The 25,997-nt window shown below is 68.1% G+C and carries 24 protein-coding genes; 8 read left to right on the forward strand and 16 right to left on the reverse strand.

Translation table 11 applies throughout. The features are described from left to right. Positions 1 to 13 precede the first annotated feature (13 nt). From AWC03_RS03935 to clpS, 6 genes are all read right to left on the reverse strand, one after another. Positions 14 to 796, reverse strand: a complete 783-nt coding sequence (locus tag AWC03_RS03935; protein ID WP_085239204.1) for a cyclic nucleotide-degrading phosphodiesterase — start codon at positions 794 to 796, stop codon at positions 14 to 16. Between the two features lie 73 nt (positions 797 to 869). Continuing rightward, on the reverse strand, positions 870 to 1,685 hold the full coding sequence (gene murI / locus AWC03_RS03940; protein WP_085239205.1) for a glutamate racemase: 816 nt from the start codon (positions 1,683 to 1,685) through the stop codon (positions 870 to 872). Continuing rightward, positions 1,682 to 2,362, reverse strand: coding sequence for a rhomboid family intramembrane serine protease (locus AWC03_RS03945; RefSeq protein ID WP_085239206.1), 681 nt, complete (start codon positions 2,360 to 2,362; stop codon positions 1,682 to 1,684). Before AWC03_RS03945 ends, murI begins: the two co-directional genes overlap by 4 nt. A gap of 36 nt (positions 2,363 to 2,398) precedes the next feature. Beyond that, on the reverse strand, positions 2,399 to 3,442 hold the full coding sequence (locus AWC03_RS03950; protein WP_085239207.1) for a P1 family peptidase: 1,044 nt from the start codon (positions 3,440 to 3,442) through the stop codon (positions 2,399 to 2,401). Positions 3,443 to 3,458: 16 nt separating this feature from the next. Beyond that, a complete protein-coding gene (gene aosR / locus AWC03_RS03955) occupies positions 3,459 to 4,040 on the reverse strand; it encodes an oxidative stress transcriptional regulator AosR (RefSeq protein WP_085239208.1) in 582 nt (193 codons plus the stop codon). 24 nt (positions 4,041 to 4,064) lie between these two features. Further along, entirely contained in the window at positions 4,065 to 4,370 is a 306-nt protein-coding gene (gene clpS / locus AWC03_RS03960) for an ATP-dependent Clp protease adapter ClpS (protein WP_085239209.1), read from the reverse strand. A gap of 67 nt (positions 4,371 to 4,437) precedes the next feature. Here clpS and AWC03_RS03965 point away from each other — a divergent pair, with 67 nt between their 5' ends. Both AWC03_RS03965 and AWC03_RS03970 read left to right on the forward strand, forming a co-directional pair. Then, a complete protein-coding gene (locus tag AWC03_RS03965) occupies positions 4,438 to 5,772 on the forward strand; it encodes a nicotinate phosphoribosyltransferase (protein ID WP_085239210.1) in 1,335 nt (444 codons plus the stop codon). Further along, the gene (locus tag AWC03_RS03970) at positions 5,769 to 7,778 is read left to right on the forward strand and encodes an ATP-dependent DNA helicase (protein ID WP_085239249.1); all 2,010 of its coding nucleotides are present in this window, start codon (positions 5,769 to 5,771) and stop codon (positions 7,776 to 7,778) included. The genes AWC03_RS03965 and AWC03_RS03970 overlap by 4 nt, the downstream gene beginning before the upstream one ends. Before the next feature lie 2 nt (positions 7,779 to 7,780). Here AWC03_RS03970 and glgP read toward each other — a convergent pair whose 3' ends face one another. Further along, positions 7,781 to 10,426, reverse strand: a complete 2,646-nt coding sequence (glgP, locus tag AWC03_RS03975) for an alpha-glucan family phosphorylase (protein ID WP_085239211.1) — start codon at positions 10,424 to 10,426, stop codon at positions 7,781 to 7,783. A gap of 224 nt (positions 10,427 to 10,650) precedes the next feature. Here glgP and AWC03_RS03980 point away from each other — a divergent pair, with 224 nt between their 5' ends. Then, the gene (locus tag AWC03_RS03980; RefSeq protein ID WP_085239250.1) at positions 10,651 to 12,765 is read left to right on the forward strand and encodes an alpha-1,4-glucan--maltose-1-phosphate maltosyltransferase; all 2,115 of its coding nucleotides are present in this window, start codon (positions 10,651 to 10,653) and stop codon (positions 12,763 to 12,765) included. A 1-nt stretch (position 12,766) separates the two neighbouring features. Next, complete coding sequence (gene glgB, locus AWC03_RS03985) at positions 12,767 to 14,962, forward strand: 1,4-alpha-glucan branching protein GlgB (protein ID WP_085239212.1); 2,196 nt, start codon at positions 12,767 to 12,769, stop codon at positions 14,960 to 14,962. Between the two features lie 18 nt (positions 14,963 to 14,980). On the opposite strand, the gene AWC03_RS03990 is transcribed toward glgB, so the two are convergent. Beyond that, the gene (locus AWC03_RS03990) at positions 14,981 to 15,892 is read right to left on the reverse strand and encodes a tetratricopeptide repeat protein (RefSeq protein WP_085239213.1); all 912 of its coding nucleotides are present in this window, start codon (positions 15,890 to 15,892) and stop codon (positions 14,981 to 14,983) included. Positions 15,893 to 16,080: 188 nt separating this feature from the next. Next, positions 16,081 to 17,268: an acetyl-CoA C-acetyltransferase gene (locus tag AWC03_RS03995; RefSeq protein ID WP_085239214.1), complete on the reverse strand. Its 1,188-nt coding sequence runs from the start codon at positions 17,266 to 17,268 to the stop codon at positions 16,081 to 16,083. Positions 17,269 to 17,357: 89 nt separating this feature from the next. Between AWC03_RS03995 and mce the strand changes: the two genes are divergently transcribed. After that, on the forward strand, positions 17,358 to 17,825 hold the full coding sequence (gene mce, locus AWC03_RS04000) for a methylmalonyl-CoA epimerase (RefSeq protein WP_167542671.1): 468 nt from the start codon (positions 17,358 to 17,360) through the stop codon (positions 17,823 to 17,825). Between the two features lie 10 nt (positions 17,826 to 17,835). Here mce and AWC03_RS04005 read toward each other — a convergent pair whose 3' ends face one another. Both AWC03_RS04005 and nucS read right to left on the reverse strand, forming a co-directional pair. Continuing rightward, positions 17,836 to 18,123, reverse strand: a complete 288-nt coding sequence (locus AWC03_RS04005) for a hypothetical protein (protein WP_085239216.1) — start codon at positions 18,121 to 18,123, stop codon at positions 17,836 to 17,838. 22 nt (positions 18,124 to 18,145) lie between these two features. Continuing rightward, complete coding sequence (nucS, locus tag AWC03_RS04010) at positions 18,146 to 18,817, reverse strand: endonuclease NucS (RefSeq protein ID WP_085239217.1); 672 nt, start codon at positions 18,815 to 18,817, stop codon at positions 18,146 to 18,148. Between the two features lie 45 nt (positions 18,818 to 18,862). Between nucS and AWC03_RS04015 the strand changes: the two genes are divergently transcribed. After that, entirely contained in the window at positions 18,863 to 20,479 is a 1,617-nt protein-coding gene (locus tag AWC03_RS04015; protein WP_085239218.1) for an adenylate/guanylate cyclase domain-containing protein, read from the forward strand. A gap of 50 nt (positions 20,480 to 20,529) precedes the next feature. Here the strand turns inward: AWC03_RS04015 and AWC03_RS26740 are convergent, their stop codons facing one another. Beyond that, entirely contained in the window at positions 20,530 to 21,033 is a 504-nt protein-coding gene (locus AWC03_RS26740) for a hypothetical protein (protein ID WP_090420953.1), read from the reverse strand. A gap of 488 nt (positions 21,034 to 21,521) precedes the next feature. On the opposite strand from AWC03_RS26740, the gene AWC03_RS04025 reads away from it, so the two are divergent. Further along, positions 21,522 to 22,343 (forward strand): spore germination YkwD domain-containing protein, encoded by an 822-nt coding sequence (locus AWC03_RS04025; protein ID WP_142278315.1) that lies wholly within the window; start codon positions 21,522 to 21,524, stop codon positions 22,341 to 22,343. 298 nt (positions 22,344 to 22,641) lie between these two features. On the opposite strand, the gene AWC03_RS04030 is transcribed toward AWC03_RS04025, so the two are convergent. Both AWC03_RS04030 and AWC03_RS04035 read right to left on the reverse strand, forming a co-directional pair. After that, on the reverse strand, positions 22,642 to 22,839 hold the full coding sequence (locus tag AWC03_RS04030; protein WP_085239221.1) for a hypothetical protein: 198 nt from the start codon (positions 22,837 to 22,839) through the stop codon (positions 22,642 to 22,644). A 138-nt stretch (positions 22,840 to 22,977) separates the two neighbouring features. Then, positions 22,978 to 23,337, reverse strand: a complete 360-nt coding sequence (locus AWC03_RS04035; protein WP_068061172.1) for a hypothetical protein — start codon at positions 23,335 to 23,337, stop codon at positions 22,978 to 22,980. Positions 23,338 to 23,787: 450 nt separating this feature from the next. On the opposite strand from AWC03_RS04035, the gene AWC03_RS26745 reads away from it, so the two are divergent. Further along, on the forward strand, positions 23,788 to 24,486 hold the full coding sequence (locus AWC03_RS26745; RefSeq protein ID WP_141659196.1) for a CAP domain-containing protein: 699 nt from the start codon (positions 23,788 to 23,790) through the stop codon (positions 24,484 to 24,486). 57 nt (positions 24,487 to 24,543) lie between these two features. Here AWC03_RS26745 and AWC03_RS04045 read toward each other — a convergent pair whose 3' ends face one another. Beyond that, positions 24,544 to 25,227, reverse strand: a complete 684-nt coding sequence (locus AWC03_RS04045; RefSeq protein ID WP_142278316.1) for a hypothetical protein — start codon at positions 25,225 to 25,227, stop codon at positions 24,544 to 24,546. A 133-nt stretch (positions 25,228 to 25,360) separates the two neighbouring features. Beyond that, positions 25,361 to 25,837, reverse strand: coding sequence for a hypothetical protein (locus AWC03_RS04050; RefSeq protein WP_142278317.1), 477 nt, complete (start codon positions 25,835 to 25,837; stop codon positions 25,361 to 25,363). Positions 25,838 to 25,997: the final 160 nt, after the last annotated feature.

The raw sequence follows: 25,997 nt of genomic DNA on the forward strand, positions 1-25,997 counted from the left end.
TAACCCGGGGTGCTCAGACCCTTTCGGAGCGGCGGATGTCGAACGTTTCGCCGCACACCACCGCATGCACGGGGCCGTCGAACTCGGCCTTGGCCTCGCTGATCACGTCCTCCCGCGACGTCCACGGCGGGATGTGCGTCAGCAACAGTTCGCGGACGCCGGCCTCCGCCGCCGTCCGGCCGGCCTCGGTGCCCGACAGATGCAGAGCGGGCGGGCGGTCCGGCGAATGCGTCCAGGAGGCTTCGCACAGGAAGACGTCGGCGTCCCGGGCCAGCTCGACCAGTTGGTCACACACGCCGGTGTCACCGCTGTAGACGAGCGAGGCGCCGGTGGAGTCGGTGATCCGCATGCCGTAGGACTCCGTCGGGTGGGCCACCACGCGGGGCGTCACCGTGAGCGATCCGAACGTCACCGGTTCGCCGTCGACCCAGTGCCGAACGTCGAAAATGTCTGAGCAGTCGTCGATTTCGCCGCCGTACGGCGACGACGCCGCACCCAACCGCGACCAGGTGTCGCCGGGGCCGTACAACAGCGCCTTGCCGCCCGGGCGCGACGGGTGGTAGCGGCGCCACACGAACAATCCGGGCAGATCCAGGCAGTGGTCGGCATGCAGGTGAGTCAGGAGCACGTGCACGGAGGCGGGATCGGCGTAGCGCTGAAGCGCGCCCAACACGCCGCCGCCGAAGTCGAGGACCAACGGCGGGGTGTCCGGTGCCCGGAGCAGATAACCCGACGCGGGCGAATCCGGCCCCACCACGCTGCCCGAGCAGCCGAGCACGGTTATTCGCACGGACACTACTGTGCCATGCCCGATAGGACCGTGACGAAAACATCGCCGCATTCGTGTGATGAGAATCTCGTCATCAGCACTAGTCGATTTGCACGTGGTGGACGGGCTGCACACCGGTGACCGCCGGACCCAGGAACCGCGCCGCCAACGCGGTGAATGCCTCGGGGTCGCCGGTGGCCTCGAAGACCCGGGTCGCGGGTGGCGCATCGTGAGGACGCAGCAGCTCACGCTCGGTGAGCACCCGAAGGACCTCCTTGGCGGTTTCCTCGGCACTGGACACCAGCGTCACGTGGTCGCCCATCGCCAGCTGGATCAGCCCCGACAGCAGCGGATAGTGCGTGCAGCCGAGCACCAGCGTGTCCACCTGCGCGCGCTGTAGCGGTTCGAGGTAACCCTCGGCCAGCCCGAGCACCTGACGCCCACTGGTCACGCCCCGCTCCACGAAGTCGACGAACCGCGGGCACGCCACCGCGGTGACCTCGGTGTCGCGGGCGGCGGCGAACGCGTCCTGGTAGGCGTGCGAGTTGATCGTCGCGCACGTGCCGATGACGCCGATGCGCCCGTTCCGGGTGGTGGCGACCGCGCGGCGCACCGCCGGCAGGATCACCTCGATCACCGGCACGTCGTAACGCTCGCGAGCGTCCCGCAGGCAGGCCGCCGACGCCGTGTTGCAGGCGATCACCAACGCCTTGACCCCGCGCTCGACGAGGTCGTCCCCGATGGCCAGCGCGTGCGCGCGGACCTCGGGGATGGTGAGCGGGCCGTACGGCCCGTGGCCGGTGTCGCCGACGTAGACGATGTCCTCGTCGGGCAATTGGTCGATGATCGCCCGCGCGACGGTCAGCCCCCCGACGCCGGAATCGAAGATCCCGACGGGTGCCATCGGCGAGCTCATGTCTTGGGGCGCGGCAGCGCGCTGCCGGCTTTTCTCTTCGCGCGCGCCTTACGTTCCGGTGCGGACAACCAGTACGCGGCGACGACGCCGGCCAGAGCGCCGCACAGGTGTCCCTGCCACGACACCCCGCCGCATCTACCCAGCACCGGCATGGCACCCAACAACACACCGCCGTAAGCGAACAACACCACCAGCCCGATCGCGATGTCGGCGAACCTGCGCACGAAGATGCCGAACACGAGCAGGAAGGCCAGCCAGCCGAAGATCAGGCCGGAGGCCCCGATGTGGTCGGTCGGCCCGCAGGAACTGCCCACGTTGCCGATGATCCAGGTGCCGAACCCGCCCACGATCCACACGATCGCGGTGGCCCAGACGAACCGGCTCAGACCGGCCAGCGTCATCAGGAAACCCAGCACCAAGAGCGGGATGGTGTTGGCCATCAGATGCTGCCAGTTGGCGTGTAGGACCGGGGCGAAGACGATTCCCCACAAGCCGTCGGCTTCGAGCGGCCGGATGCCGTTTTCGTCCAGGGAATGCCCCGTAAGCTGGTCGACGAGCTCGATCAGGTAGAGCAGCGCGACGAAGGTGAGGATCGTCGTCCCGCCGACCACCCACGCCGGCCGCTTCGGCTGGGTCGCCGGTGCGCCGGCGCGCCCCTTGCGGGTGGTCTTACCCATAGCTGCAGGTTACCGGCGCGGGCGGCGGTAAACCCCTCATGGGGCGAACGCCCCGGGCAAGGTGTCGCGGTAGGTCGGTATGCCCGCGACCGAATCGGCGGCGAAGACGCCGGACAGCACCGCACGCGCGACGCAGTCGGCCGCAGCGGCTCCCACCTCCGCGGCCAGCCGCATCTCCGGCGAGAAGGCGGCGGGCGCGTCGGGCGGGGCCGGCACTTCCACCGCCCCGGTCGCCAGTGCGAACACCGTGTCGCCGTCGAATGGGGTGTGTGCGGGCCGAACGGTGCGGGCCAGCCCGTCCTGGGCGGCGACGGCGACCCGCCGGCACGCGGCCGGGCTCAGCGACGCGTCGGTCGCCACCACCCCGATGACGGTGTTGAGCGGGTTCTCCAGCGGGCCCGACGCGGTCGGCAGTCGGGCGAAGGCGTCGACCTGCTCGGCCGGCGGTGGACGCAGGGCGAACTCCCGGATCAGGTCCGCCATCCAGGGCAGGCCGGTGGCGCGGTCGGCGACGTCGCCGGCGGAGTTCACCACGACCACCGCGCCGACGGTCACGCCGCACGGCAGCGTCGTCGAGGCCGTCCCGACGCCGCCCTTGAGCACCCCGGCGCGCGCCCCGACGCCGGCGCCGACGCTGCCCACGGGCAGCGCACCCTCGGGGCCCACGGCGGCTTCGCAGGCCAGGTAGCCGAACTCGGCCGTCGGGCGTCGACCCCAGCCACCGACGGGCAGGTCGAAGATCACCGCGCCGGGCACGATGGGCACCACCCCGCCGTCCATCGCCACGCCGCGTTCTCGTTCCTCCAGCCAGCGCATGACGCCGTCGGCGGCGGCCAGACCGTAGGCGCTGCCGCCGGCGAGCAACACCGCGTCGACGTACCGGACGGTGTTGGCCGGGTCCAGCAGGTCGGTCTCCCGGGTGCCGGGCGCACCGCCGCGGCAGTCGACCGCGCCCACGGTCCCGGGCGGGGTCAGCACGACGGTGACGCCGCGGGCCCACCCTTCGCCGAGGGACGCGTCGGGGTCGAGCCGGTGATGGTGGCCGACGCGGATGCCCCCGACGTCGGTGATGGCGTTCATCCGGCGCCCAGCGGGGTCATCTGTTCCCCATGAGCACCAGGACGAGGTATTCCTGTAGAACGGTCAACCACTGGTAAACGTCGAAGTGCACGGCCAGCGGGTGGTCGTCGGGCAGGCGTTCGGGCCCCTCCGGGCCGACCTCGAGCATGACGCCCAGGGTCAGCCGAATGTCGTTGACCGCCGCGATCCAGGCGTTCGCGTCCTCCTCGGTGAGGTCGAAGCGGCCGCCGTCGTTCGGAATGGTGTCCAACAACCGTTGTGCGGCAAGGCGTTTGGCGTCGATGATCTCGGGCTCGTGCAGGTTGCGCAGCGCGGCGTTGAGGCTGTCGGCTTCGTCGGGAGCCAGCGGGTCATCGTCGTCTTGACGGAAGAAATCGGGCAGCAGCCGGCGCAGAGTCGGATCCTTCGGCGGATCGCTGTTGCCGGTCTTTATGCCGGTGATCTCCTCGAGTTCGTCTGCGGGCGCCGAAGATTCACGCTCGTCGAGCAATCCGACCATGGCTGTGGCCAGGTTTTTCAGCAGGGCCGCCTCGTGAGACGCCAGGGCGGACCGAAAACGGGGGCCGTCCGCGGTCTCGACGCGCTTCCACTTGCGCACGGGTAATCGCCGAAGCCCCGAGGATCACCGGTCCTGCTGCAGTGTCGCCCACAACCCGGCGGCATGCAGCTTGGACACGTCGACTTCCATGGACTCCCGGCTGCCCGCAGACACCACCGCCTTGCCTTCGTTGTGCACCTGCAACATCAGCTTGGTGGCGTGCGGCTCGCTGTAGCCGAACAACTTCTGGAACACATACGTCACGTAGGTCATCAGGTTGACCGGGTCATCCCACACGATCGTGACCCACGGGCTCGCCGTGACGTCTACCGGAGCGGACTCTCGTTGTCCTGTAGTGCCCGGCTTAGCGGGCGCTGACATTACAACCATGGCTTACAGGATACCGAGCGACCGATGACGTTTCCGAGCCCCCGACGCCAGCCGATACCGTTATGGAATGAACGACCCGGTCGTAACTGGGCTGCTTACCGACAAATACGAGTTGACGATGCTGGACGCCGCATTGCGCGACGGCACCGCCGCTCGCCTGACGACCTTCGAGTTGTTCGCCCGCCGACTCCCGGAAGGCCGCCGCTACGGCGTGGTCTGCGGGACGGGCCGCCTCCTCGAAGCGTTGCCGCGGTTCGGCTTCGACGACGAGGCGTGCCAGCTGCTGGCGCGATTCCTCGATCCGGACACGTTGCGGTACTTGCGCGATTTCCGGTTCACCGGCGACATCGACGGCTATGCCGAAGGCGAGCTGTATTTCCCCGGCTCTCCCGTGCTGTCGGTGACCGGCACGTTCGCCGAATGCGTCGTGCTCGAGACGCTGGCGTTGTCGATCTTCAACCACGACTCGGCGGTCGCGTCGGCGGCGGCGCGAATGGTGAGTGCGGGCAGGGACCGTCCGCTGATCGAGATGGGATCGCGGAGAACCCACGAACACGCCGCGGTCGCCGCGGCGCGGGCCGCCTATATCGCCGGCTTCGCCGCGTCCTCCAACCTCGAGGCTCAGCGCCGATACGGGATCCCCGCAGTGGGCACCTCGGCGCACGCGTTCACCATGCTGCACGCGAGCGGGGAACCCGCCGAAGTCACCGAACTCGCGGCATTCCGCGCCCAGGTCGATGCGCTGGGTGCCGGCACCACGCTGCTGGTGGACACGTATGACGTGACGACCGGTGTGGCCAATGCCGTCGCCGCCGCCGGGGAGTCGCTCGGCGCGGTCCGCATCGACTCGGGCGAGCTGGGTGTGCTGGCGCGCCAGGTCCGCGAGCAGCTCGACCGGTTGGGGGCCACCCGGACCCGCATCGTGGTCTCCGGTGACCTCGACGAGTTCTCCATCGCCGCCCTGGGCGCCGAGCCGGTCGACAGTTACGGCGTCGGCACCTCCCTGGTGACCGGTTCGGGCGCACCGACGGCGAACATGGTCTACAAACTCGTCGAAGTCGACGGGATGCCGGTGCAAAAGCGCAGCAGCCACAAGGAATCCCGGGGCGGCCGCAAAGAGGCGCTGCGCCTGACGCGCTCGTCCGGCACCGTCACCGAGGAGGTGGTGTATCCGGCGGGCCATCGGCCCCCGGTGACCGAGCCGTATCGGGTGTTGACCGTGCCGCTGGTCCGCGGCGGCGCCGGGGTGTCCGAACCGAATATGGCCGCGGCGCGCGAGCTTGTAGCTTCCGGACTGCGCAGTCTGCCGTGGGAGGGTCTGAACCTGTCGCCCGGGGAGCCCGCGATCCCCACGACACTGATCCCCGCCGGCTCGGTAACACCGCAGAGCAGAAGAGGCTGACCACGTCCGAGGTGTCCGTGCCCGAGTTGCTGGCCATCGCCGTGGCCGCCCTCGGCGGCAGTGAGCGCAGCGGCCAACTCGAGATGGCCAACGCGGTGGCACGGGCGTTCGAAACCGGCGAGCATCTCGTCGTGCAGGCCGGCACGGGCACCGGAAAGTCACTGGCCTACCTGGTGCCCGCGATCGTGCGCGCCATCGACGACGACTCGCCGGTCGTCGTCTCCACGGCCACCATCGCGCTGCAACGCCAGCTCGTCGACCGCGACCTGCCCAGGCTGATCGATTCGATCACCGACGCGCTCCCCCGCCGCCCGCAGTTCGCGCTCCTAAAGGGCCGCCGAAACTATCTGTGCCTGAACAAGGTTCACAACGGCGGTGCCGACGCCGAAGAGGACGCGGGCGACCGGCCGCAGGAGGAGCTTTTCGACCCCTTGGCGGCCACCGCACTGGGGCGCGACGTCCAACGGCTCACCGCCTGGGCGTCGACGACCGAGTCCGGTGACCGCGACGACCTGAAACCCGGTGTGCCAGATCGGTCCTGGTCCCAGGTCAGCGTTTCGGCGCGGGAGTGCCTGGGCGTGGCCCGGTGCCCCTTCGGCTCGGAGTGCTTCTCCGAACGGGCGCGCGGCCGGGCCGGCGGTGCCGACATCGTGGTCACCAACCACGCGCTGCTGGCCATCGACGCCGTCGCCGACTCCGCGGTGCTGCCCGAACACGCGCTGCTGGTCGTCGACGAGGCCCACGAGCTGGTCGACCGGGTGACTTCGGTGGCCACCGCGGAGCTGACCCCGGCCGCCCTGGGCGTCGCGGCCCGCCGCATCGCCCGGTTGGTGAATCCCGAACTGATACAACGCCTGGAGGCGGCGACGGCCAACTTCGCGGCGGCGATCCACGACGCCACGCCGGGCCGCATCGACCGCCTCGATGAAGAGCTCGCGACCTACCTGACCGCGCTGCGCGACGCGGCGACCGCCGCGCGCTCGGCGATCGACACCACGAGCGACGCGAAGGCGGCCGCGGCCCGCGCAGAAGCGGTCGCGGCGCTGAGCGAGATCTCGGACACCGCGTCGCGGGCCCTCACCTCGTTCGGTCCGGCGATTCCCGATCGCACCGAGGTGGTCTGGGTCGACCACGAGGACAACAGGGGCTCGATGCGCCCGGTGTTGCGGGTGGCGCCACTGTCGGTCGCGGGCCTGCTGCGCGGCCGGGTGTTCTCCCGTTCCACGACGGTGCTGACGTCGGCGACATTGACCATCGGCGGGTCCTTCGACGCGATGGCCGCGGCGTGGGGTCTGACCGCCGCGGACACTGAGGGTGCCCGCTGGCGCGGCGTCGACGTGGGCTCGCCGTTCCAGCACGCCAAGGCGGGAATCCTCTACGTCGCCGCTCATCTGCCCCCACCGGGCCGGGACGCCACCGGGTCGGCCGAGCAGTTGACCGAGATCGCCGAGCTCATCACCGCGGCGGGCGGACGCACCCTGGGATTGTTCTCGTCGATGCGGGCAGCCCGGGCCGCCGCGGAGGCCATGCGCCAACGGTTGTCGACGCCGGTCCTGTGTCAAGGCGACGACAGCACGTCCGCGCTGGTCGAGCAGTTCAGCGCCGACCCGCAGACGTCGCTGTTCGGGACCTTGTCGCTGTGGCAGGGCGTCGATGTGCCGGGGCCGTCACTGTCCCTGGTGCTCATCGACCGCATCCCGTTCCCCCGCCCCGACGACCCGCTGCTGGGCGCGCGGCAGCGCGCGGTCGCGGCGCACGGCGGCAACGGGTTCATGGCGGTCGCCGCCAGCCATGCCGCACTGCTGCTGGCCCAGGGTTCGGGCCGGCTGTTGCGCCGGGTCACCGACCGTGGAGTGGTTGCGGTGCTGGACTCACGGATGGTCACCGCCGGCTACGGCGGCTACCTGCGCGCCTCGCTGCCGCCGTTCTGGCCGACCACCGACCCCGCGCAGGTCCGCGCCGCGCTGGAGCGGCTGCGCACGGCGTCGGAGGGCCTGCCCGCTTGAGCTCAGCGGGCCAGGGTGACCAGACCGAGCTCGGTGCTGCCGGCGAGCATCGGGTGATGGGGCAGCACGCGCACCGTGTACCCGACGGCCCCCGCCAGCGGTAAGGACAGCGTCGTCGAAAACACCTGGTTGCCGCCCTCGGCGGTGCCGGTGTACGACATCTCGACGGTGATCGGGTCCAGCAGCGCGTCGCTGGCGTCCACCCGGCCCACCACCGCCTGAACCGTGACCTCGTCGGGGGCGAGCCCGTCCAGCGCCACGGTCGCGGTCAGGGTCAGCTTGGACCCGAGCACCGGGGTGTCCGGCAGGCCGGTGCTGTCGACGTCGGTGATGGTGATCTTGGGCCATGCCTCCTGGGCGCGCCGACGGTACGCGGCCAGCTCGCGGGCGGCGCCGAACTGGCCGGCGTCCTCACCGTCTTCGGCAGGCCCCACCGTCCTGCGCAGGGACTGCGCCGCGTGCGTGTAGTACTGCTCGACGTAGTCGCGCACCATGCGCGAGGCGAGCACCTTGGGCCCGAGCGTCTGCAGTGTGTGCCGCACCATCTCGATCCACCGCGGCGGCACACCGTGTTCGTCACGCTCGTAGAACTTCGGCGCCACCGCCTGCTCCAGCAGGTCATAGAGCGCGCTGGCCTCCAGGTCGTCGCGGCGGGCCTCGTCGGCCAGGCCGTCGGCGGACGGTATCTCCCAACCGTTTTCGCCGTCGTACCATTCGTCCCACCAGCCATCGCGGATGGACAGGTTCAGCCCGCCGTTGAGCGCGCTCTTCATCCCCGAGGTGCCGCAGGCCTCCAGCGGCCGCAGCGGGTTGTTCAGCCAGACGTCGCAACCCCAGTACAACAGCCGCGCCATGGACATGTCGTAGTCGGGCAGGAAGGCGATGCGGTCGCGCACCTCCGGCCGGTCGGCGAAGCGCACGACCTGCTGGATCAGCGCCTTGCCTCCGTCGTCGGCCGGGTGCGACTTGCCCGCGACGATCAGCTGGATCGGCCTGTCCTCATCGAGCAGCAGGCGTTCGAGCCGCTCCGGGTCGCGCAGCATCAGCGTCAGCCGCTTGTACGTGGGTACCCGCCGGGCGAAACCGATGGTGAGCACGTTCGGATCGAAAGCCGTTGCTATCCAACCCAATTCAGCGTCGGAGGCGCCGCGTTCGAGCCAGGATTTGCGCAGCCGGCGCCTGACGTCCTCGACCAGCAACGCGCGCAGTTGTGAGCGGATCCACCAGAGATGACCGGCGTCGACCTGGTTCAGTCGCAGCCACACCCCGGGATCGCCGAACGAATCCGACCCGGCCAGCTCGCGCCCCAACTGCAACCATTGCGGCGCCGCCCAGGTGCGCGCGTGAACCCCGTTGGTGATCGAGCCGATCGGCACCTCGTCCGCGTCGAAGCCGGGCCACAGCTCGTTGAACATGGCGCGGCTCACCTCGCCGTGCAGCAGCGAGACGCCGTTGGCCCGCTGCGCCAGCCGCAGACCCATGTGCGCCATGTTGAATTTGGTCGGATCGTCCTCGGCGCCCAGCGCGAGGATGCGGGCCGTCGGCACGCCCGGCAACAACGTGGGCGCACCCTTGCCGCCGGTTTTCTCGGCCTTGCCATCGGGGCCGTCTCCGGCATGCCCGTCGAAATAGAGCCGCACCATGTCGATCGGGAAGCGGTCGATGCCGGCGGGGACCGGGGTGTGGGTGGTGAACACGGTGCTGGATCGCACGACGGCCAGCGCCGTGTCGAAGTCCAGCCCGGCGTCGGTCATCAGCTCGCGGATGCGTTCGGCCCCGAGGAACCCGGCGTGCCCCTCGTTCATGTGGAACACCTCGGGTGCGGGCCGGCCCTCGATGGCGGTGAACGCGCGGATCGCCCGCACGCCACCGATGCCGGCCAGCAGCTCTTGGCGCATCCGGTGTTCCTGGTCACCGCCGTAGAGCCGGTCGGTGATGCCGCGCAGCTCGTGCTCGTTCTCGGGGACGTCGGAATCGAGCAGCAGCAGCGGGACCCGTCCCACCTGCGCGACCCAGATCCGCGCGCGCAGCTGGGCGGAATCGGGAAGCGTCAGCTCGACCAGGACGGGATCGCCGGCGGCATCGGTGAGGAGCCGCAACGGCAGCCCTTGCGGGTCCAGTGAGGGGTAGGTCTCGTTCTGCCAGCCGTCCGCGGTCAGCGACTGGCGGAAATACCCGGACCGGTAGTACAGGCCCACCGCCACCAGCGGCACCCCGAGGTCGGAGGCCGACTTCAGATGGTCCCCGGCGAGGATGCCCAGGCCGCCCGAGTAATTGGGCAGCACCTCGGCGACGCCGAACTCCATCGAGAAATAGGCGATGGCCGCCGGCATCGCCACACCGTCGGCCTGCTGCTGCTGGTACCACAGCGGACGGCTCAGATAGTCGTTCAGGTCGGCGGCCAGCTGATCGAGCCGGCCCAGGAACGCCTCGTCGAGCGCCAGCTCGTCGAGGCGTGCCGGATTCACCGCGCCCAACAACGCCACCGGGTCGGAGCCGCACCGCTGCCACAGGTCGACGTCGACGGTCGCGAACAGGTCCTGGGTCGGCTTGTCCCACGACCATCGCAAGTTGGTCGACAGCTGGTTCAGCGCGGCCAGCCGTTCGGGAAGGTGGGCACGGACGGTAAAGCGGCGGAGGGCTTTCACGCGTCCTTACCTTACTGAGGATTTCGCCCCGCGCACGGCGGCAGCGACCGCTTTTCCCACCGAGGGTGTGACCGGACACTAGGGTGGGTATCGGGTAGTTATTGGGGCCGCAACGGCGCTTTCCCGCAGAGGAAGCTCCCCACGACAGGAAGTTTCGCCAGACGAGAGGCATTCCGCGACGAGCACACCGCGGTTTGGCCGCACACATTCGGAACGGAGCTGTGGTGCCTGGTCGTGTCGAGATCGATGACGTCCAACCCGTCGTTTCCTGCGGCGCGTATCCCGCCAAGGCGGTGGTCGGCGAGACCGTCCCGGTCAGCGCGGCGGTGTGGCGGGAAGGCCACGAGGCCGTCGCCGCCACCCTGGTGGTGCGCTACCTCGGGCCGCGCTATCCGCAGGTGACGGAAACCCGCCGGATCAAAGCGGTTGAGGCGCCCGTCAAGCCCCCGACCGAAGTCGACGGCGGGGTGGACCAGCAGCGGGTCAAACCGCTACAGCTGCCGATGACGATGGGCCTCGAGCCCTATGTCTTCCACGGGCAATTCACGCCCGACCGGGTCGGCTTGTGGACGTTCCGGGTGGACGGCTGGGGTGATCCCATCGACTCCTGGCGGCACGGCGTGGTGGCCAAGCTGGAGGCCGGCCAGGGCGAGACGGAACTGTCCAACGACCTCCTCGTCGGGGCCGCGCTGTTCGAGCGCGCCGCGACGGGGGTGCCCCGCGCGCGGCGCGAGCCGCTCATGGCGGCCGCCGCGGCGCTGCGCGAACCCGGGGACCCGGTCACCCGTTCGGCGCTGGCCCTGGCGCCGGAGACCGAGGAGATTCTGGCCGAATATCCGCTGCGCGATCTGGTCACCCGCGGCGAACAGTACGGCGTCTGGGTGGATCGTCCGCTGGCCCGCTTCGGCTCGTGGTATGAGATGTTCCCCCGCTCGACCGGTGGGTGGGACGCCGACGGCAAACCCGTACACGGCACCTTCGCGACGGCGGCGGCCCAGCTCCCGCGGATCGCGGCGATGGGCTTCGACGTGGTGTACCTGCCGCCCATCCACCCGATCGGCAAGGTGCACCGTAAGGGACGCAACAACTCTCCCACCGCCGCCCCCGGAGATGTCGGTTCCCCGTGGGCGATTGGCAGTGACGAGGGCGGCCATGACGCCGTCCACCCCGACCTGGGCACCATCGAGGACTTCGACGCCTTCGTCGCCGCGGCCCGCGAATTGGGCATGGAGGTGGCGCTCGACCTGGCGTTGCAGTGCGCGCCGGACCATCCGTGGGCACGCGATCACCGCGAGTGGTTCACCGAACTGCCCGACGGCACCATCGCCTACGCGGAGAACCCGCCCAAGAAGTACCAGGACATCTATCCGCTCAACTTCGACAAGGACCCGGCGGGCCTCTACGACGAGGTCCTGCGCGTCGTCCGGCACTGGATGGACCACGGCGTCAAGTTCTTTCGGGTGGACAACCCGCACACCAAGCCGCCGAACTTCTGGGCGTGGCTGATCGCCCAGGCGAAGAGCATCGACCCCGACGTCCTTTTCCTGTCCGAGGCTTTCACGCCGCCGGCCCGGCAATACGGTCTGGCCAAGCTCGGGTTCACGCAGTCCTACAGCTACTTCACCTGGCGCACGGCCAAGCAGGAACTCACCGAGTTCGGCGACGCCATCGCCGCCTCCGCGGACTTCCGGCGGCCGAACCTGTTCGTGAACACCCCCGACATCCTGCACGCCATCCTGCAGCACAATGGGCCCGGCATGTTCGCGATCCGGGCGGTGCTGGCCGCGACCATGGGTCCGGCGTGGGGCGTGTATTCGGGTTACGAGCTGTTCGAACACCGCGCGGTGCGGGAGGGCAGCGAGGAGTACCTGGACTCGGAGAAATACGAACTGCGGCCCCGCGATTTCGCCGGCGCGCTCGCCGAGGGACGCTCGCTGGAGCCGTTCATCGCCCGGCTCAACGAGATTCGCCGCCTGCATCCCGCGCTGCAGCAGCTGCGCACCATCCACTTCCACAGCGTGGACAACGACGCGCTGCTGGCCTACAGCAAGTTCGACCCTGCGACCGGCGACTGTGTGTTGGTGGTGGTGACGCTCAACGCGTTCGGCGCCGAAGAAGCCACCCTGTTTTTGGATATGGCGGCATTGGGTATGGAGCCCTACGAGCGGTTTTGGGTGCGCGACGAAATCACCGGCCAGGAATTCCAATGGGGTCAGGCAAACTACGTTCGCATCGACCCTGCGCGAGCGGTGGCGCATGTCATCAACATGCCACTCATCCCGCAGGAGTCCCGGATGAAGCTGCTCCGTAGGCCACCAAACGGACCGGAGGGACTGTGACATGAGCCAAGCCGACCAACTCGCCAGGACGCACCTGGCGCCCGACCCCGCGGACCTGTCGCGCCTGCTGGCCGGCACCCATCACAACCCGCACGGCATCCTGGGCGCCCACGAATACAGCGACCACACCGTCATCCGGGCGTTCCGTCCGCACGCGGTCGAGGTGGTCGCGCTCATCGGAGACGACCGATTTCCGTTGGAGCACATCGAGTCTGGCCTGTTCGCAGTGGCTTTGCCCTTCGTCAACCTGATCGACTACCGGCTGGAAATCAAATACGAGGGGTCGGACCCGTACACGGTCGCCGACGCCTACCGCTTTCTGCCCACCCTGGGCGAGGTCGACCTCTTCCTGTTCGGCGAGGGCCGCCACGAACGACTCTGGGAAGTGCTCGGCGCTCATCCGCGCTCCTTCACCACGGCCGACGGTGTCGTCAACGGGGTTTCGTTCGCGGTGTGGGCGCCCAACGCCAAGGGTGTCAACCTGATCGGCGAGTTCAACGGCTGGACGGGCAGTGATGCGCCGATGCGGTCGCTGGGTTCGTCGGGGGTATGGGAGCTGTTCTGGCCGGACTTTCCCGCGGAGGGCCTGTACAAGTTCCGCCTGCACGGCGCCGACGGGGTGGTGACCGAGCGGGCCGATCCCATGGCCTTCGCCACCGAGGTGCCGCCGCATACCGCCTCCCGCGTGACGCGCAGCGAATACACCTGGCGGGACGCCGGATGGATGGAACAGCGCGCCCAGCGCAACCCGGTGTTCGAGCCGATGAGCACCTATGAGGTGCACCTGGGCTCGTGGCGGCCCGGTCTGAGCTACCGCGAGCTGGCCCACCAGCTCACGGCGTACGTTCTCGAGCACGGGTTCACCCACGTCGAGCTGCTGCCCGTCGCCGAGCACCCGTTCGCCGGATCGTGGGGCTACCAGGTGACGTCGTACTACGCGCCGACGTCGCGGTTCGGCACGCCCGACGATTTCCGGCTGCTGGTCGACTCCCTGCACCAAGCCGGCATCGGCGTCATCGTCGACTGGGTGCCGGCGCACTTCCCGAAGGACGCCTGGGCGCTGGGACGGTTCGACGGCACACCGCTCTACGAGCACGCCGATCCCACGCGCGGCGAGCAATTGGACTGGGGCACTTACGTTTTCGACTTTGGCCGGGCCGAGGTGCGTAACTTCCTGGTGGCCAACGCCCTGTATTGGCTCGAGGAGTACCACGTCGACGGCTTACGCGTGGACGCGGTCGCCTCCATGCTGTACCTGGACTACTCGCGCCCCGAGGGCGGCTGGACGCCGAACATCTACGGCGGGCGGGAAAACCTGGAGGCCGTGCAGTTCCTGCAGGAGATGAACGCCACGGTGCACAAGTCGGCGCCGGGAATCGTCACCATCGCCGAGGAGTCGACGTCGTGGCCGGGCGTCACGCGCCCGACAAACCTTGGTGGCCTGGGCTTTTCGATGAAGTGGAACATGGGCTGGATGCATGACACGCTCGACTACATCAGCCGCGACCCGATCTACCGCAACTACCACCACCACGAGATGACGTTCTCGATGCTCTACGCATTCAGCGAGAACTACGTGCTGCCGATCAGCCACGACGAGGTGGTGCACGGCAAGGGCACACTGTGGGGGCGGATGCCGGGCAACAACCACGTCAAGGCCGCCGGGCTGCGCAGCCTGCTCGCCTACCAGTGGGCGCATCCCGGCAAGCAGCTGCTGTTCATGGGACAGGAATTCGGCCAGCACGCCGAGTGGTCCGAGGAACGCGGCCTGGACTGGTGGCAACTCGACGAGCAAGGGTTCTCGAACGGCATCCTGCGGATGGTGCGCGACATCAACGGCATCTACCGGAGCCATCCGGCCCTGTGGAGCCAGGACACCATCCCCGACGGCTACTCCTGGATCGACGCCAACGACTCGGCCAACAATGTGTTGAGCTTCTTGCGGTATGGCAGCGACGGCTCGGTCATGGCCTGTGTGTTCAACTTCGCCGGCAGCGAGCACAGCGGCTACCGGCTGGGCCTGCCGTCCGCCGGCCGGTGGCGCGAGGTGCTCAACACCGACGCCACCGACTACAACGGCTCCGGGATCGGCAACATGGGCGGGGTGGACGCCACCGAGGATCCGTGGCATGGCCGGCCGGCCTCGGCGGTGCTGGTGCTGCCGCCGAACTCGGCCCTGTGGTTCGAGCCCGCGTAAACGGCTTCGACCCGAAGCTCAGTAGAGCGCGTTCGCGAGGTTGCGACGGCCGGCGACGACCTCGGGGTCGGCGGGATCGAAGAGTTCGAAGAGCTCGATCAGCCGGGTGCGGGCGCGGGTGCGCTCGTCCCCGGATGTGCTGCGCACCAACGCGATCAGCCGCTCGAACGCCGCGCCGACGTCCTGGTTGAGGATCTGGACGTCGGCGGCCGCGAAGGCCGCGTCGATGTCGCCCGGTGCCGCGTCGGCCGTGGCGAGGGCGTCCGGCGGGTGTGCGGTCGCACGCATCAGAAAGTCGATCTGCCGGATCGCGCCCTTGGCTTCGGCGTTGCCCGGATTGGCATCCAACAGCGCCTGATACAAGCCTCGGGCCGCCTCGAAATTTCCGGCCTCGAGTTGTTCCCGCGCCGCGGCCAGCTCGGGATCAACCTCGTCGGAATCCGCGGAATCGCTTGGGCCCCTGAGCTTCCCGGCCGTCGCCGAGAGAAGCGAGTCGAGCCACCCCCGCAGCTGGTCGGGTGGCTGCATGCCCTGAAAACTGGCCAGCGGCTGCCCGGCGGCCAGCGCCACGACGGTCGGCACCGCGTCGACGCCGAATATCTGCGCCACCCTGGGCGCCACGTCGACGTTCACCGTCGCCAGCGACCACTTGCCGCGGTCCTCGGCGGCCAGCCCGGACAGGATGTCGACCAGTTGGACGCACGCGTCGCTGCGCGGTGACCACAACACCACCACAACGGGCACTTCCTCGGACCGCCGCAGGACTTCGCTCTCGAAATTGGCCTCCGTGATCGCGGCGACTCCAGGGCCGCCATCGCCGGCCGCCGTCGCGCCGCCGGGCGGCGGCTGCTGCTGGGCCCGCTGCTTGAGGCCGGACAGGTCGACCGCACCGGCAAGCGCGGGGCCAATCGAGGGTCGCGGACGCGTCACGACGTCAAGTTTGTCATGCGCATCGGCGACCGATCCACCCGGTGGCGCGGGCGCTCGGCGCCGCCTGGCCGCACCGGAAATCGCGCCGGAGCGACCCACTACCGGGAACTATGACGAAAATCACACCGCTTCCCGTGTGCCTCGTGCCAGCAACATCGACCTGCGCCGGCCCACGCCGACGAGGCCGGCTACTTTGCGTTTGCCCGCAGGATCAGGGCGTCGCCCTGACCGCCCGCGCCGCACAGCGCGGCGACGCCGTAGCCGGAGCCGCGGCGGGCCAGCTCCAGCGCCACGTGCAGCGTGATCCGCGCGCCTGACATGCCGATGGGATGCCCGACGGCGATCGCCCCGCCGTTGACGTTGACGATGTCGGGATCCAGGCCGAGTTCGCGGGTCGAAGCCAACGCGACCGCCGCGAACGCCTCGTTGATCTCCACCACGTCGAGCTGGTCCACGGAGATGCCCTCACGGTTGAGCGCCTTCTTGATCGCGTTGGCGGGTTGCGACTGCAGCGTGGAGTCCGGTCCTGCCACAACGCCGTGCGCGCCGATTTCGACCAGCCAGGTCAGCCCGAGTTCCTCCGCCTTGGCCTTGTTCATCACCACCACGGCCGCCGCCCCGTCGGAGATCTGGGACGCCGAACCGGCGGTGATGGTCCCGTCGCGCCGGAATGCCGGCTTGAGCCCGGACAGGGACTCGACGGTGGTGTTGGCGCGGATCCCCTCGTCCTCGGTGAACTGCAGCGGATCGCCCTTGCGCTGCGGGATGTTGACGGGCACGACTTCGTCGGCGAAGACGCCGTCCTTCCACGCCGCGGCCGCCTTCTGATGCGAACGCGAAGCGAACTCGTCCTGCTCCTCGCGGGTGAACTTGTCCGCGTCGTTGCGCTGCTCGGTCAGGGCGCCCATCGGCTGGTCGGTGAAGACGTCGTGCAGGCCGTCGTAGGCCATGTGGTCGAGGACCGTGACGTCGCCGTACTTGTAGCCCGCGCGGCTGTCCATCAGCAAATGGGGCGCCCTGGTCATGGACTCCTGCCCGCCGGCCACCACCACATCGAACTCCCCGGCACGAATGAGCTGGTCGGCGAGCGCGATGGCGTCGATACCCGACAGGCACATCTTGTTGATGGTCAGCGCCGGAACGTCCCATCCGATGCCGGCCGCGACGGCCGCCTGGCGCGCGGGCATCTGCCCCGCCCCGGCCGTCAGCACCTGGCCCATGATGACGTACTCGACCGCCGAGGCGGGCACGTTGGCCTTCTCCAGCGCGCCGGCGATCGCGATGGCACCCAGATCGCTGGCCGAGAAATCCTTCAGCGAACCCATCAACTTACCGATCGGCGTACGCGCTCCAGCAACGATCACCGACGTCGTCATGACTATCTCCTAAGGCCTACTAAGGCGCCCCTGGACGGCCGATTTGGCCTCCCGAAGAAGCGCGATCTTTGCCGCCAGGTTACCTTTATGTGATGACGACCGATCAAGTTGACGCCCGTCAGATCCTGGCCACCGCGCTGGTGACGGCGATCGATCACGTCGGCATCGCAGTCGCCGACCTGGATGCGGCCATCGCGTGGTATCGCGACCACCTCGGCATGATCCTGGTGCACGAGGAAGTCAACGAGGAGCAGGGAATCCGCGAGGCCATGCTGGCCGTGCGGGGCGCCCCGACCGGTACCACGCAGATCCAGCTGATGGCCCCGATCGACGACTCCTCGACCATCGCGAAGTTCATCGACAAGCGGGGGCCCGGCATCCAACAGATGGCGGTCCGGGTGAGCGACCTCGACAGCGTGATCGAGCACCTGCGCTCTCAGGACATCCGGCTCCTCTACGAGGTGCCCCGCCGCGGTACGGCAAACTCACGGATCAACTTCATCCACCCCAAGGACGCCGGCGGCGTTCTCATCGAGCTGGTCGAACCGGCCGCCTGAGGCTCGGCGATCAGGACCACTTCCGGGTAGGACCGCGGGTGGCGCGGTGCGTCCAGCACGAGGCATGCCAATGCCGTCGATCGTCGGCGCCGCCGAGGGTCGGATCCGTCGGCCACACCACCAGATGTGCTGTGCCCGCGCGTATTTCGTGATCGCAACCGGGACAGCGATAGGTCTTGACCGCTCGGGACCCCGCGACGGGACGGACCTCGTACTCGTGGCCGTCGGGCCCGATCTCCACTCGGCGCAGCATCGGTAGCGGCGACGGCCGACGTGGCGGTGTACGACGCCGGACCATACCGTCAGCCTAGCCGCGAGGCTTAGAACAGCCGGTATTCGTCGCTGTCCATCCCACGCATCTTGTCGTAGTCCAGCGTGATGCAACGGATTCCGCGGTCGGTGGCGAGCGTGCGCGCTTGCGGCTTGATCTGCTGGGCCGCGAACACCCCCCTCACCGGTGCCAGCACGCTGTCGCGGTTGAGCAACTCGAGGTAGCGGGTGAGCTGCTCGACGCCGTCAATCTCCCCCCGCCGCTTGATCTCCACCGCGACGGAACCGCCTTGCTCGTCACGGCAGAGCAGGTCGACCGGCCCGATCGCGGTCATGTATTCGCGGCGAACCAGCGTGTAGCCCTCGCCGAGCAGGTGCACGTGCTCGGCGAGCAACGCCTGCAGGTGGGCTTCGACGCCGTCCTTGACCAAGCCGGGGTCCACGCCGAGATCGTGGCTGGAGTCGTGTTCGACGGCCTCGACGGTGATGCGCAACTGCTCGCCGGCCTTGTTCTGCACGACCCATACGGGCGCCTGGTCACCGGGCTCCTCGGTCACCCAACACGGCGGACTCATCCAGTTGAGCGGCTTGTAGGCGCGATCGTCGGCATGCACGCTGACCGAGCCGTCGGCCTTGAACAACAGCAACCTGCGCGCCGACGGCAGGTGCGCAGTGAGCCGGCCGACGTAGTCCACAGTGCACTGGGCGATCACTAGACGCACCCGACTCACCTTAGAGCGTGGCCGACAAATTAGGCTGACGCCACCATGTCGGCCACCCAGAGCTTGGCAAAACGCATCGGCCGGGTGCTCGAGACGGTCACCCGTCAGAGCGGCCGGCTGCCGGAGACCCCGGCGTACGGCTCCCTGCTGCTGGGACGGGTCACCGAAAACCAGCAACGTCGCCGCATCCGCATCCAGGTCATCCTGACCGTGCTGGTCCTGGGCGCCAACCTGATCGGCATCGCCGTCGCACTGCTGCTGGTGATAGTCGCCATCCCGCAGCCAAGCATCTTCCACGACGCGCCGGCCTGGATCACGTTCGGGGCCTCACCGGCCTACATCGCGTTGGCCCTGGCGGTGGGCACCTATTGGATCACCCACCAGACGGTCGTCTCGTTGCGCTGGGCGATCGAGGAGCGCTCGCCGACCGCCGAAGACGAGCGCAACACCTTCCTGGCCCCGTGGCGGATCGCCCGCTTCGACCTCATTTTGTGGGGTGTCGGGGCGGTGGTGTTTACGACGCTCTACGGCCCGGTCAACACGCTGTTCATCCCGCGCTTCCTCATCGCGGTGGGCATCTGCGGCATCTTGGTGGCCACCGCCAGCTATCTGCTTGCCGAGTTCGCCCTGCGGCCCGTCGCCGCCCAGGCGCTGGAGGCGGGGCCACCGCCACGGCGGTTGGCGGCGGGCATCATGGGCCGGACCATGGTGGTCTGGTTCCTCGGTTCGGGCCTGCCCGTCCTCGGCATCGCCTTTCTGGCGGGCTTCCAGGCCCTGATGCGGAACCTGACCGAGACCGAGTTCGCGGTCGGCGTGTTGATCGTGTCGATCGCCACCGTGATCTTCGGTTGCCTGTTGATGTGGATCCTGGCCTGGCTCACGGCGACTCCAGTGCGCGTGGTCCGTGCGGCGTTGCGCCGCGTCGAGCGCGGCGATCTGCGGGGCGACCTAGTCGTTTTCGACGGCACCGAACTCGGTGAGCTGCAACGCGGTTTCAACGCGATGGTCGACGGGCTGCGCGAGCGCGAACGCGTCCGCGACCTCTTCGGACGGCACGTCGGACGCGAGGTCGCCCTGGCCGCCGAACGGGAGCGGCCGCAACTGGGCGGCGAAGAACGCCATGTCGCAGTCGTTTTCATCGATATCGTCGGATCTACCCAACTGGTGACCAGCCGGCCTCCGGCCGAAGTCGTCTCGGTGCTCAACCAGTTTTTCGGCATCGTCGTCGAGGAAGTGGACCGACACTGCGGGCTGGTCAACAAGTTCGAGGGTGACGCGACGCTGGCCATCTTCGGGGCCCCCAACCATCTGGACCGCCCGGAAGACGAGGCGCTGGCCACCGCGCGCGCCATCGCCGAGCGGCTCGACAACGAGATGCCGGCGTGCCAGGCCGGTATCGGCGTGGCGGCGGGGCAAGTCGTCGCCGGCAACGTCGGCGCCAGGGAACGCTTCGAATACACCGTCATCGGCGGGCCGGTCAACGAGGCGGCCCGCCTGTGCGAGCTGGCCAAGTCGTACCCGGGCAAGCTGCTTGCGACGGCCGGGGCGCTGGACGGAGCGAGCGAGAACGAACGCACCCGTTGGTATTTGGGCGAAACCGTGACCCTGCGCGGACACGAGCGCCCCACCCGGCTGGCTTCGCCCGCCGACTCACCCGCGTAACGCGATTGATTTCCGAGCCGAGTGGGTAACGGGACTAAGGACATCGCCCCTCAAGAGATTGGTGTTGACATGACCGGTAGTGCAACTGCCCGCCGTGTTTCCGTCGCCGCGGGCATCGCCGCGGCGATCGCCCTGAGCTCGCTGACAGCGGGATGCGGCTCGAGCAACAACAACAAGAACCCGACGACGTCGAGCGTCACCACCACGGTCACGACGCCGGCCAGCGTCAGCGTCACCACGACCGCCCCGGCCGCGACCACCCCTGCCGCCCCCGGTGGTGGCGGTCCCGCGACCGGACCCGGAGGTGCCACGACCGCCGGACCGGGTGGCTCCGGCGCCGGCGCCGGACCCGGCGGGGCCAGTGCGGGCGTGCCGGGCGCGGGAGCCTCCGCCGGCCCCGGCGGAGCGGGCGCCTGCGCCGGTGGCGTCTGCGTCGGCACCCCTCCCGGCCCGTAGCCCCGTTGCGCGATGACGCCGGCGCGGTCACCGGCGTCATCGCCCCGACGGTGCTCCCCCGCCCACGCCGACGCCACCAACCAGGCGCCGGTCCGCAACAGCGCGCGATGGAGCGCTCCCTCGCCGACCCGGTAGACGAGGACGCCGAGTGCGCCGCCCTTCGTGGCGATGCATCCCGGGTTCGGCGCGCGGACACTGCCGGATGAGATCTGTGCCGCAGCGCATCTTCAGCCGAGGATGGTGTCGGAAGCGACGCGTCGCAACACGACCGCCGGCTTGGTGTCAGCCGGACTACGCGTTGGTCGCTGGCCCATCAACGGCAGCAATTGCGTGTGCGGGCCGAGCATGCTTCCGGTGGCCGACGCCAACGCGTACCGCGATGTCGGCGCCCCGCTAAGTTACCGAAGCCGCCGCATAAGTGAGCGCCTGTTGGTCCGCCGAACCGCTATGCAGCGCGGGGCGCCGCTCGCATTACGCCCGACGCAGTTCATCCGGTAGCCGACCGCAGTCGATCGATAGGGAAACTCCTTATTTTTTCCCACCTCCCGACGGGTGAGAGTCGAGGGAATGAAGTGAACCACTGGCCGTGCGCGTCGTCCGCGGCATTGGTGACCTGATAGGGAAAGAGGAGAACGGCATGGCACGAAGGATGAATTCAACGCTCGCCTTCGCGATGACAGCCGCGACGGGTGTCGCCCTGTTCTCCGGTGCGGGGCCGGCCGTGCTCGCTCATGCCGACCAACAGGACACAAAGCAATACGTCAACAACGAACGCCGCTCCACCGCATGTCCCCCGCTGACCGAGCGTGGCGACCTCGACAATGCCGCTCAGCAGTACGCCACCACGGAAAAGGCCCCGGTGCAGCTGGCCGGATACGCGGGTAGCGTCGTCGCCTTCCTGGGCTCCGGTGACCCCTATGCCAAGGCTGCTGACAGCGCGATGGGAAAAGCAAAAGGCGCGGTCCACGATTGCAAGTACAACGACTTCGGCGTGGGCTTCATCCGACATGAAGATCGCAGCGTCGATGTCGTCACCATCGTGCTCGGCCAGTCCTCCACGACGCCCACCACCCCTCCACCCGTCAACCAGGCGCACGGCCCGGGACTCGACCTGGAGGCGAGTGCGGTAGTTCAGGCCCGCAGCGACACCGGCTGCCCCGGCTTGGCTTATCAAACTGCACTCGAGGGCGTGGCTCAGCAGTACGCCAGGACTGAGACTCCCGCGTTCGCGTCTGGGCAAGTCGGATTTCTGGCATCCGGCGATCCGGCGGCAAGAGCCATCGACATCCTGACCTCCAAGGCGCATGGCGCCATTGCCGATTGCAGCAACACTGTGTACGGAGTGGGCTTCATCCGGCATGAAGATCGCAGCGTCGACGTCGTCACGGTTGTGCTGGCGAAGCATTGAGCATGCGCGTGCAGCTATCGGACCGCTCGACACGTAGCTGTGTCATCCGACCTGCCACCAACATGCGGCGGGTTGCTCGCGCCCAAAAGTCTTTGGGCTGCGGCTCATTACCCTCAACGGAGCAGGCCGGCCCGGATGCGAGCGGCCAACAAAAGGAGCCGATCGGAACGGTGAAACTGTCGCAGACGTGGTGACGATGCCAACTCCGGCGTCGAATGGGCGAGAAAGCCGGCACCCATACACATCTGGGGTTGCTTACGCTCCGTCGTGCTACTGCGCCATACGTTGTGGCCGACCACTATCCCCGCCTGGGACCGATCGGTGGCACCTGGGTGGCCGCGGACACCCGGTCCGCCGGAAGTCCCGCCCGCAGGCATGCGAGGACAACAAGCTCGGCGGAGTTGGCGGCGAATACGCCGAACATGTAGGCGTCCTGCGGGACCGCGACCGCGTAGAGCAGCTGAGGTGGATCGGCTTCGGAGGCGATGGCCGCCAATGATCCGCGTAAGCACTGTGCAATGTCCGTAATTGGTCGATCGTTGTTTTGACGGGTGTACCACTCCGCCAGATAGCACGATGACGGGCCGACATCGTCACACGTCACGTCATCCACTTCCGCAGCCGCCATCCAGGGCTAACGGGGCACTTGCGGTGCGATTTCGCGAGCCAGTTTCACTGCGGCGGCATTCGCCTCGTCGGGCGACAGTCGCAATACGGCCACCTGCACCGTATTGACGCGGTTGCCGGCGGCGAATTCCACCTCGCCGCCACCCATGTAACGCATGCCGTCCGGCCCCGGCTTGGTGACGTCGGGGAAGCCGGGGGCGGGCAACTTATTGTTGAGGGCAGTGCCGGGATTGCTGATGGTGAGCGACAGCGATTCCTCGGTCGCTGTGTTCTGCCATGTGCAATCACCCTGTTCGGGATCCTTGCCCGTCGACACACCTGCCACCGAGACGCCGAGCAACGACGAAATCTCCTCCGGCGCGATCATGGCGCAGGCATCGATGCGTGCGGCAGCGGATGGCTTCGAAGCGACCGCGGATTGTGGCGCCGTCGCCCCACCGCCGCCGGCCGTCGGGCCGTGCGATCCGCAACCGGCTGCTACGCAGCACAACGCAACGATGGTCAACACTTGCGGGCGACGTCGCCGTCGGGGCGCGACACCACTATTGCCTAGCGAGCTCATGAACAGGTACCTCCGACGCGCCGGTGATTCGACAGCCCAACGACTTTCGACATTAGGAGCGCCAGATTGCGGGTATCAATAGGGAGTTCCCCTACACCCGCGTCGAATGCGATCAAACGGTGCCGGTGACCATCCGCCGCACCGCATCACTCGTCTGAGAGCCAGAGTCATAGGGAAACGCCCTATTGGTGCCGAGCCACGCTCGGCATAGCGTGGCGGGAACTGCACCGGAGTGTGACGTAGCGAGGAGGCGTCATGACCAAGACACGACCAGACGTAGGGGTTGTCCTCTCCGCCACGACAGCCAGCTTGGTCGCCTTGGCGGGCATCGCCGCGACTCCACTCGCGCACGCCGATTCTCTCGACGCAATTCGGGGCGCTGTTAATGGCGCCCGCGCCGAATCGACCTGCCCGCCCCTGGCGTACTCCGGTCAACTCGAAGCCGCGGCACAGGAACTCGCCAGACTCCCGAACGACGCCTATGAGCGCATCAACCCTCACGGCTACCAGGGCGCCACCAGCGGCAATCTCGTGCGCGATGATCCCACTGCCAGGGCTACATCCGAACTAGTTGCACAGGAACGGATTCCCATCCATGACTGCGCCAACAAGGATTTTGGCGTTGGCATGTTTCGGGACGGGGGTGCGGACAAGAGCATTGTCGCCGTCGTCCTGGGTAAGCCGGCGCCCCCGAAAGCCGCACCGGCTCCGGCACCGGTGCCGTACCAGCAATTTGCCAAGGTGATCGGCGGGGATGCCGATGTGTTCGACATCGCACACAACGACGTCCCCGATCCCAAGACTGGCGTGGTCGCGGCCAAGGTCGGCAAGTTGACGAACGGGTCCCAGGTCTACATAGGCGTGCCATGCAAAGACGGCTGGTGCCAAGTCAACTCAAATCAGATCCAGCGTGGCTATGGGTTCGTCGAGCAGAGTCACCTACAGTTCATTTGAGCCGGACCCGGTGGCCATCGCGCGGATTGCGGGCTGCACAAGTTGCGTTTCAGCCGCTCACTGGTCGCAGACGAACTTGCCGACCGAGTCCCAATTGCCACGGTGGACACCCGCGTCTGGGGGACCGAAGTCCTCGTAACTTCCGCGGGCGCTGCCATCGGGGTAGATATGGCCCGTATACATGCTCTGCCAACCGTTGCTCCAGTTGACAGTGAAACCGAATGAGTCGCCCTTCATGCCGCCGGGCGTGATGATGTTTCCTTTGACCTCTGGTCCTCCGTGGCCCTCGAAACTGGCCTGGCCCGTCAGCGACGGGTAGGCGAACACCTTGTAACCGTTGTCTTCGGCCAGGATCAGTTCGTCCGTCACGCCACGCCACTTCTGGCACGGTCCCCCAGCGGTGACCGTGCGGGAGGCAGCAGCCGCGTTGTCGGCAGCCGCCTGATCGCGGACATCCGGGGTCACGCAGACCGCATCGCCGGAATAGGCATTGCGCCAAACGAAACCCGGTTTACAGACGTTGCCGTCGCCGGGTTGCACGTTGTTCGCGGCAGCGGCGTTCTGCTGTGCGGTCTTGTCCCTGGTCTCTGGGGTGACGCAGACGGCGTCCCCTGGACGAGCAGCGCGCCAGACGAATCCAGATTTGCACGCCGGGGCGGGCGGGTCGGAAATTGCGGCCGGTGCACCTGCGAGGGCGGCCGCAGCCGCAAGAGGAACCGCGCACATCGCTGCCCGCCGCATGGATCTTGTTGACATCGCGTTCCTTTCGACTACTCGCGGGTTGCAAACGCGTCTCTCACGCTAGGTGCGACGAGAAACAGGGCGGTATCGGTAATTTCCCTATGATTTTCGGCGCCCAGCGAAAAGGCGGGCCCTAGAGAGGTCGCGCGACTTGGGTACTCACCTGCATGCCGTGGCCAGTGCGGTCATTGGTGAAGACGAAGCTGTCCCCGGTCGCCACGACGGACCACCCTTGCGCCTCGTATGTCCCGGGTTTCAGCTCAACCTTGCCGGCAAGCGCGCCGAGGTCCGCGTCGACGAATTGGAAATTGCCGTCCGCGCTGACACTCACGGTATGAAAGGGGCGACCGTTGCCGCGAGGAGGCCAATCGTCTGAGGAGGTCTCGCAAGCGACCAGTTCGGGGCTGATCGAACAACCGATCGCCTGCGAGACCGTGATCACACGCACATAGCCCTGGTCGTTGGCGATCAACGGAGTGGGTGGTGTCGGCGGCGTCGAGGTCGAGATCAACCGGTACGCCTGCGGCACCACAAGTCCCGTTGTTGACGTCGTGGCGACCGGCGTCGTCGGGACGCTAGCGAGAACCATGATCGCCGCGACGGTCGGCATCCGGTTTGCCTTGGCGCAGGCTCTGCTTCGCATGGAACTCCTGTCGCTTGAAAGTTTGAAGGAGACCATCCCACGCTAGCGGTGTGAAACGCCCTGACTCTGTCGGAGGCTCGGGTTATTGGATTCCGACCAGGGGTTGGTCGGTCCGTTGTGCATCGTA

The sequence above is a fragment of the Mycobacterium europaeum genome (genome assembly GCF_002102155.1).
Taxonomy (GTDB): Bacteria; Actinomycetota; Actinomycetes; order Mycobacteriales; family Mycobacteriaceae; genus Mycobacterium; species Mycobacterium europaeum.

Excerpts from the sequence above, each read along its gene's own strand:
- glgB (WP_085239212.1), top strand. The coding sequence starts at position 12,767 with ATGAGCCAAGCCGACCAACTCGCCAGGACGCACCTGGCGCCCGACCCC.
- AWC03_RS03945 (WP_085239206.1), bottom strand. The coding sequence starts at position 2,362 with ATGGGTAAGACCACCCGCAAGGGGCGCGCCGGCGCACCGGCGACCCAG.
- AWC03_RS04005 (WP_085239216.1), bottom strand. The coding sequence starts at position 18,123 with ATGGTCCGGCGTCGTACACCGCCACGTCGGCCGTCGCCGCTACCGATG.
- clpS (WP_085239209.1), bottom strand. The coding sequence starts at position 4,370 with ATGGTTGTAATGTCAGCGCCCGCTAAGCCGGGCACTACAGGACAACGA.
- AWC03_RS03965 (WP_085239210.1), top strand. The coding sequence starts at position 4,438 with ATGAACGACCCGGTCGTAACTGGGCTGCTTACCGACAAATACGAGTTG.
- AWC03_RS04045 (WP_142278316.1), bottom strand. The coding sequence starts at position 25,227 with ATGCGGCGGGCAGCGATGTGCGCGGTTCCTCTTGCGGCTGCGGCCGCC.
- AWC03_RS04050 (WP_142278317.1), bottom strand. The coding sequence starts at position 25,837 with ATGCCGACCGTCGCGGCGATCATGGTTCTCGCTAGCGTCCCGACGACG.
- AWC03_RS26745 (WP_141659196.1), top strand. The coding sequence starts at position 23,788 with ATGACCAAGACACGACCAGACGTAGGGGTTGTCCTCTCCGCCACGACA.
- AWC03_RS03995 (WP_085239214.1), bottom strand. The coding sequence starts at position 17,268 with ATGACGACGTCGGTGATCGTTGCTGGAGCGCGTACGCCGATCGGTAAG.
- AWC03_RS04035 (WP_068061172.1), bottom strand. The coding sequence starts at position 23,337 with ATGATCGCGCCGGAGGAGATTTCGTCGTTGCTCGGCGTCTCGGTGGCA.
- murI (WP_085239205.1), bottom strand. The coding sequence starts at position 1,685 with ATGAGCTCGCCGATGGCACCCGTCGGGATCTTCGATTCCGGCGTCGGG.
- AWC03_RS03950 (WP_085239207.1), bottom strand. The coding sequence starts at position 3,442 with ATGAACGCCATCACCGACGTCGGGGGCATCCGCGTCGGCCACCATCAC.
- AWC03_RS04015 (WP_085239218.1), top strand. The coding sequence starts at position 18,863 with ATGTCGGCCACCCAGAGCTTGGCAAAACGCATCGGCCGGGTGCTCGAG.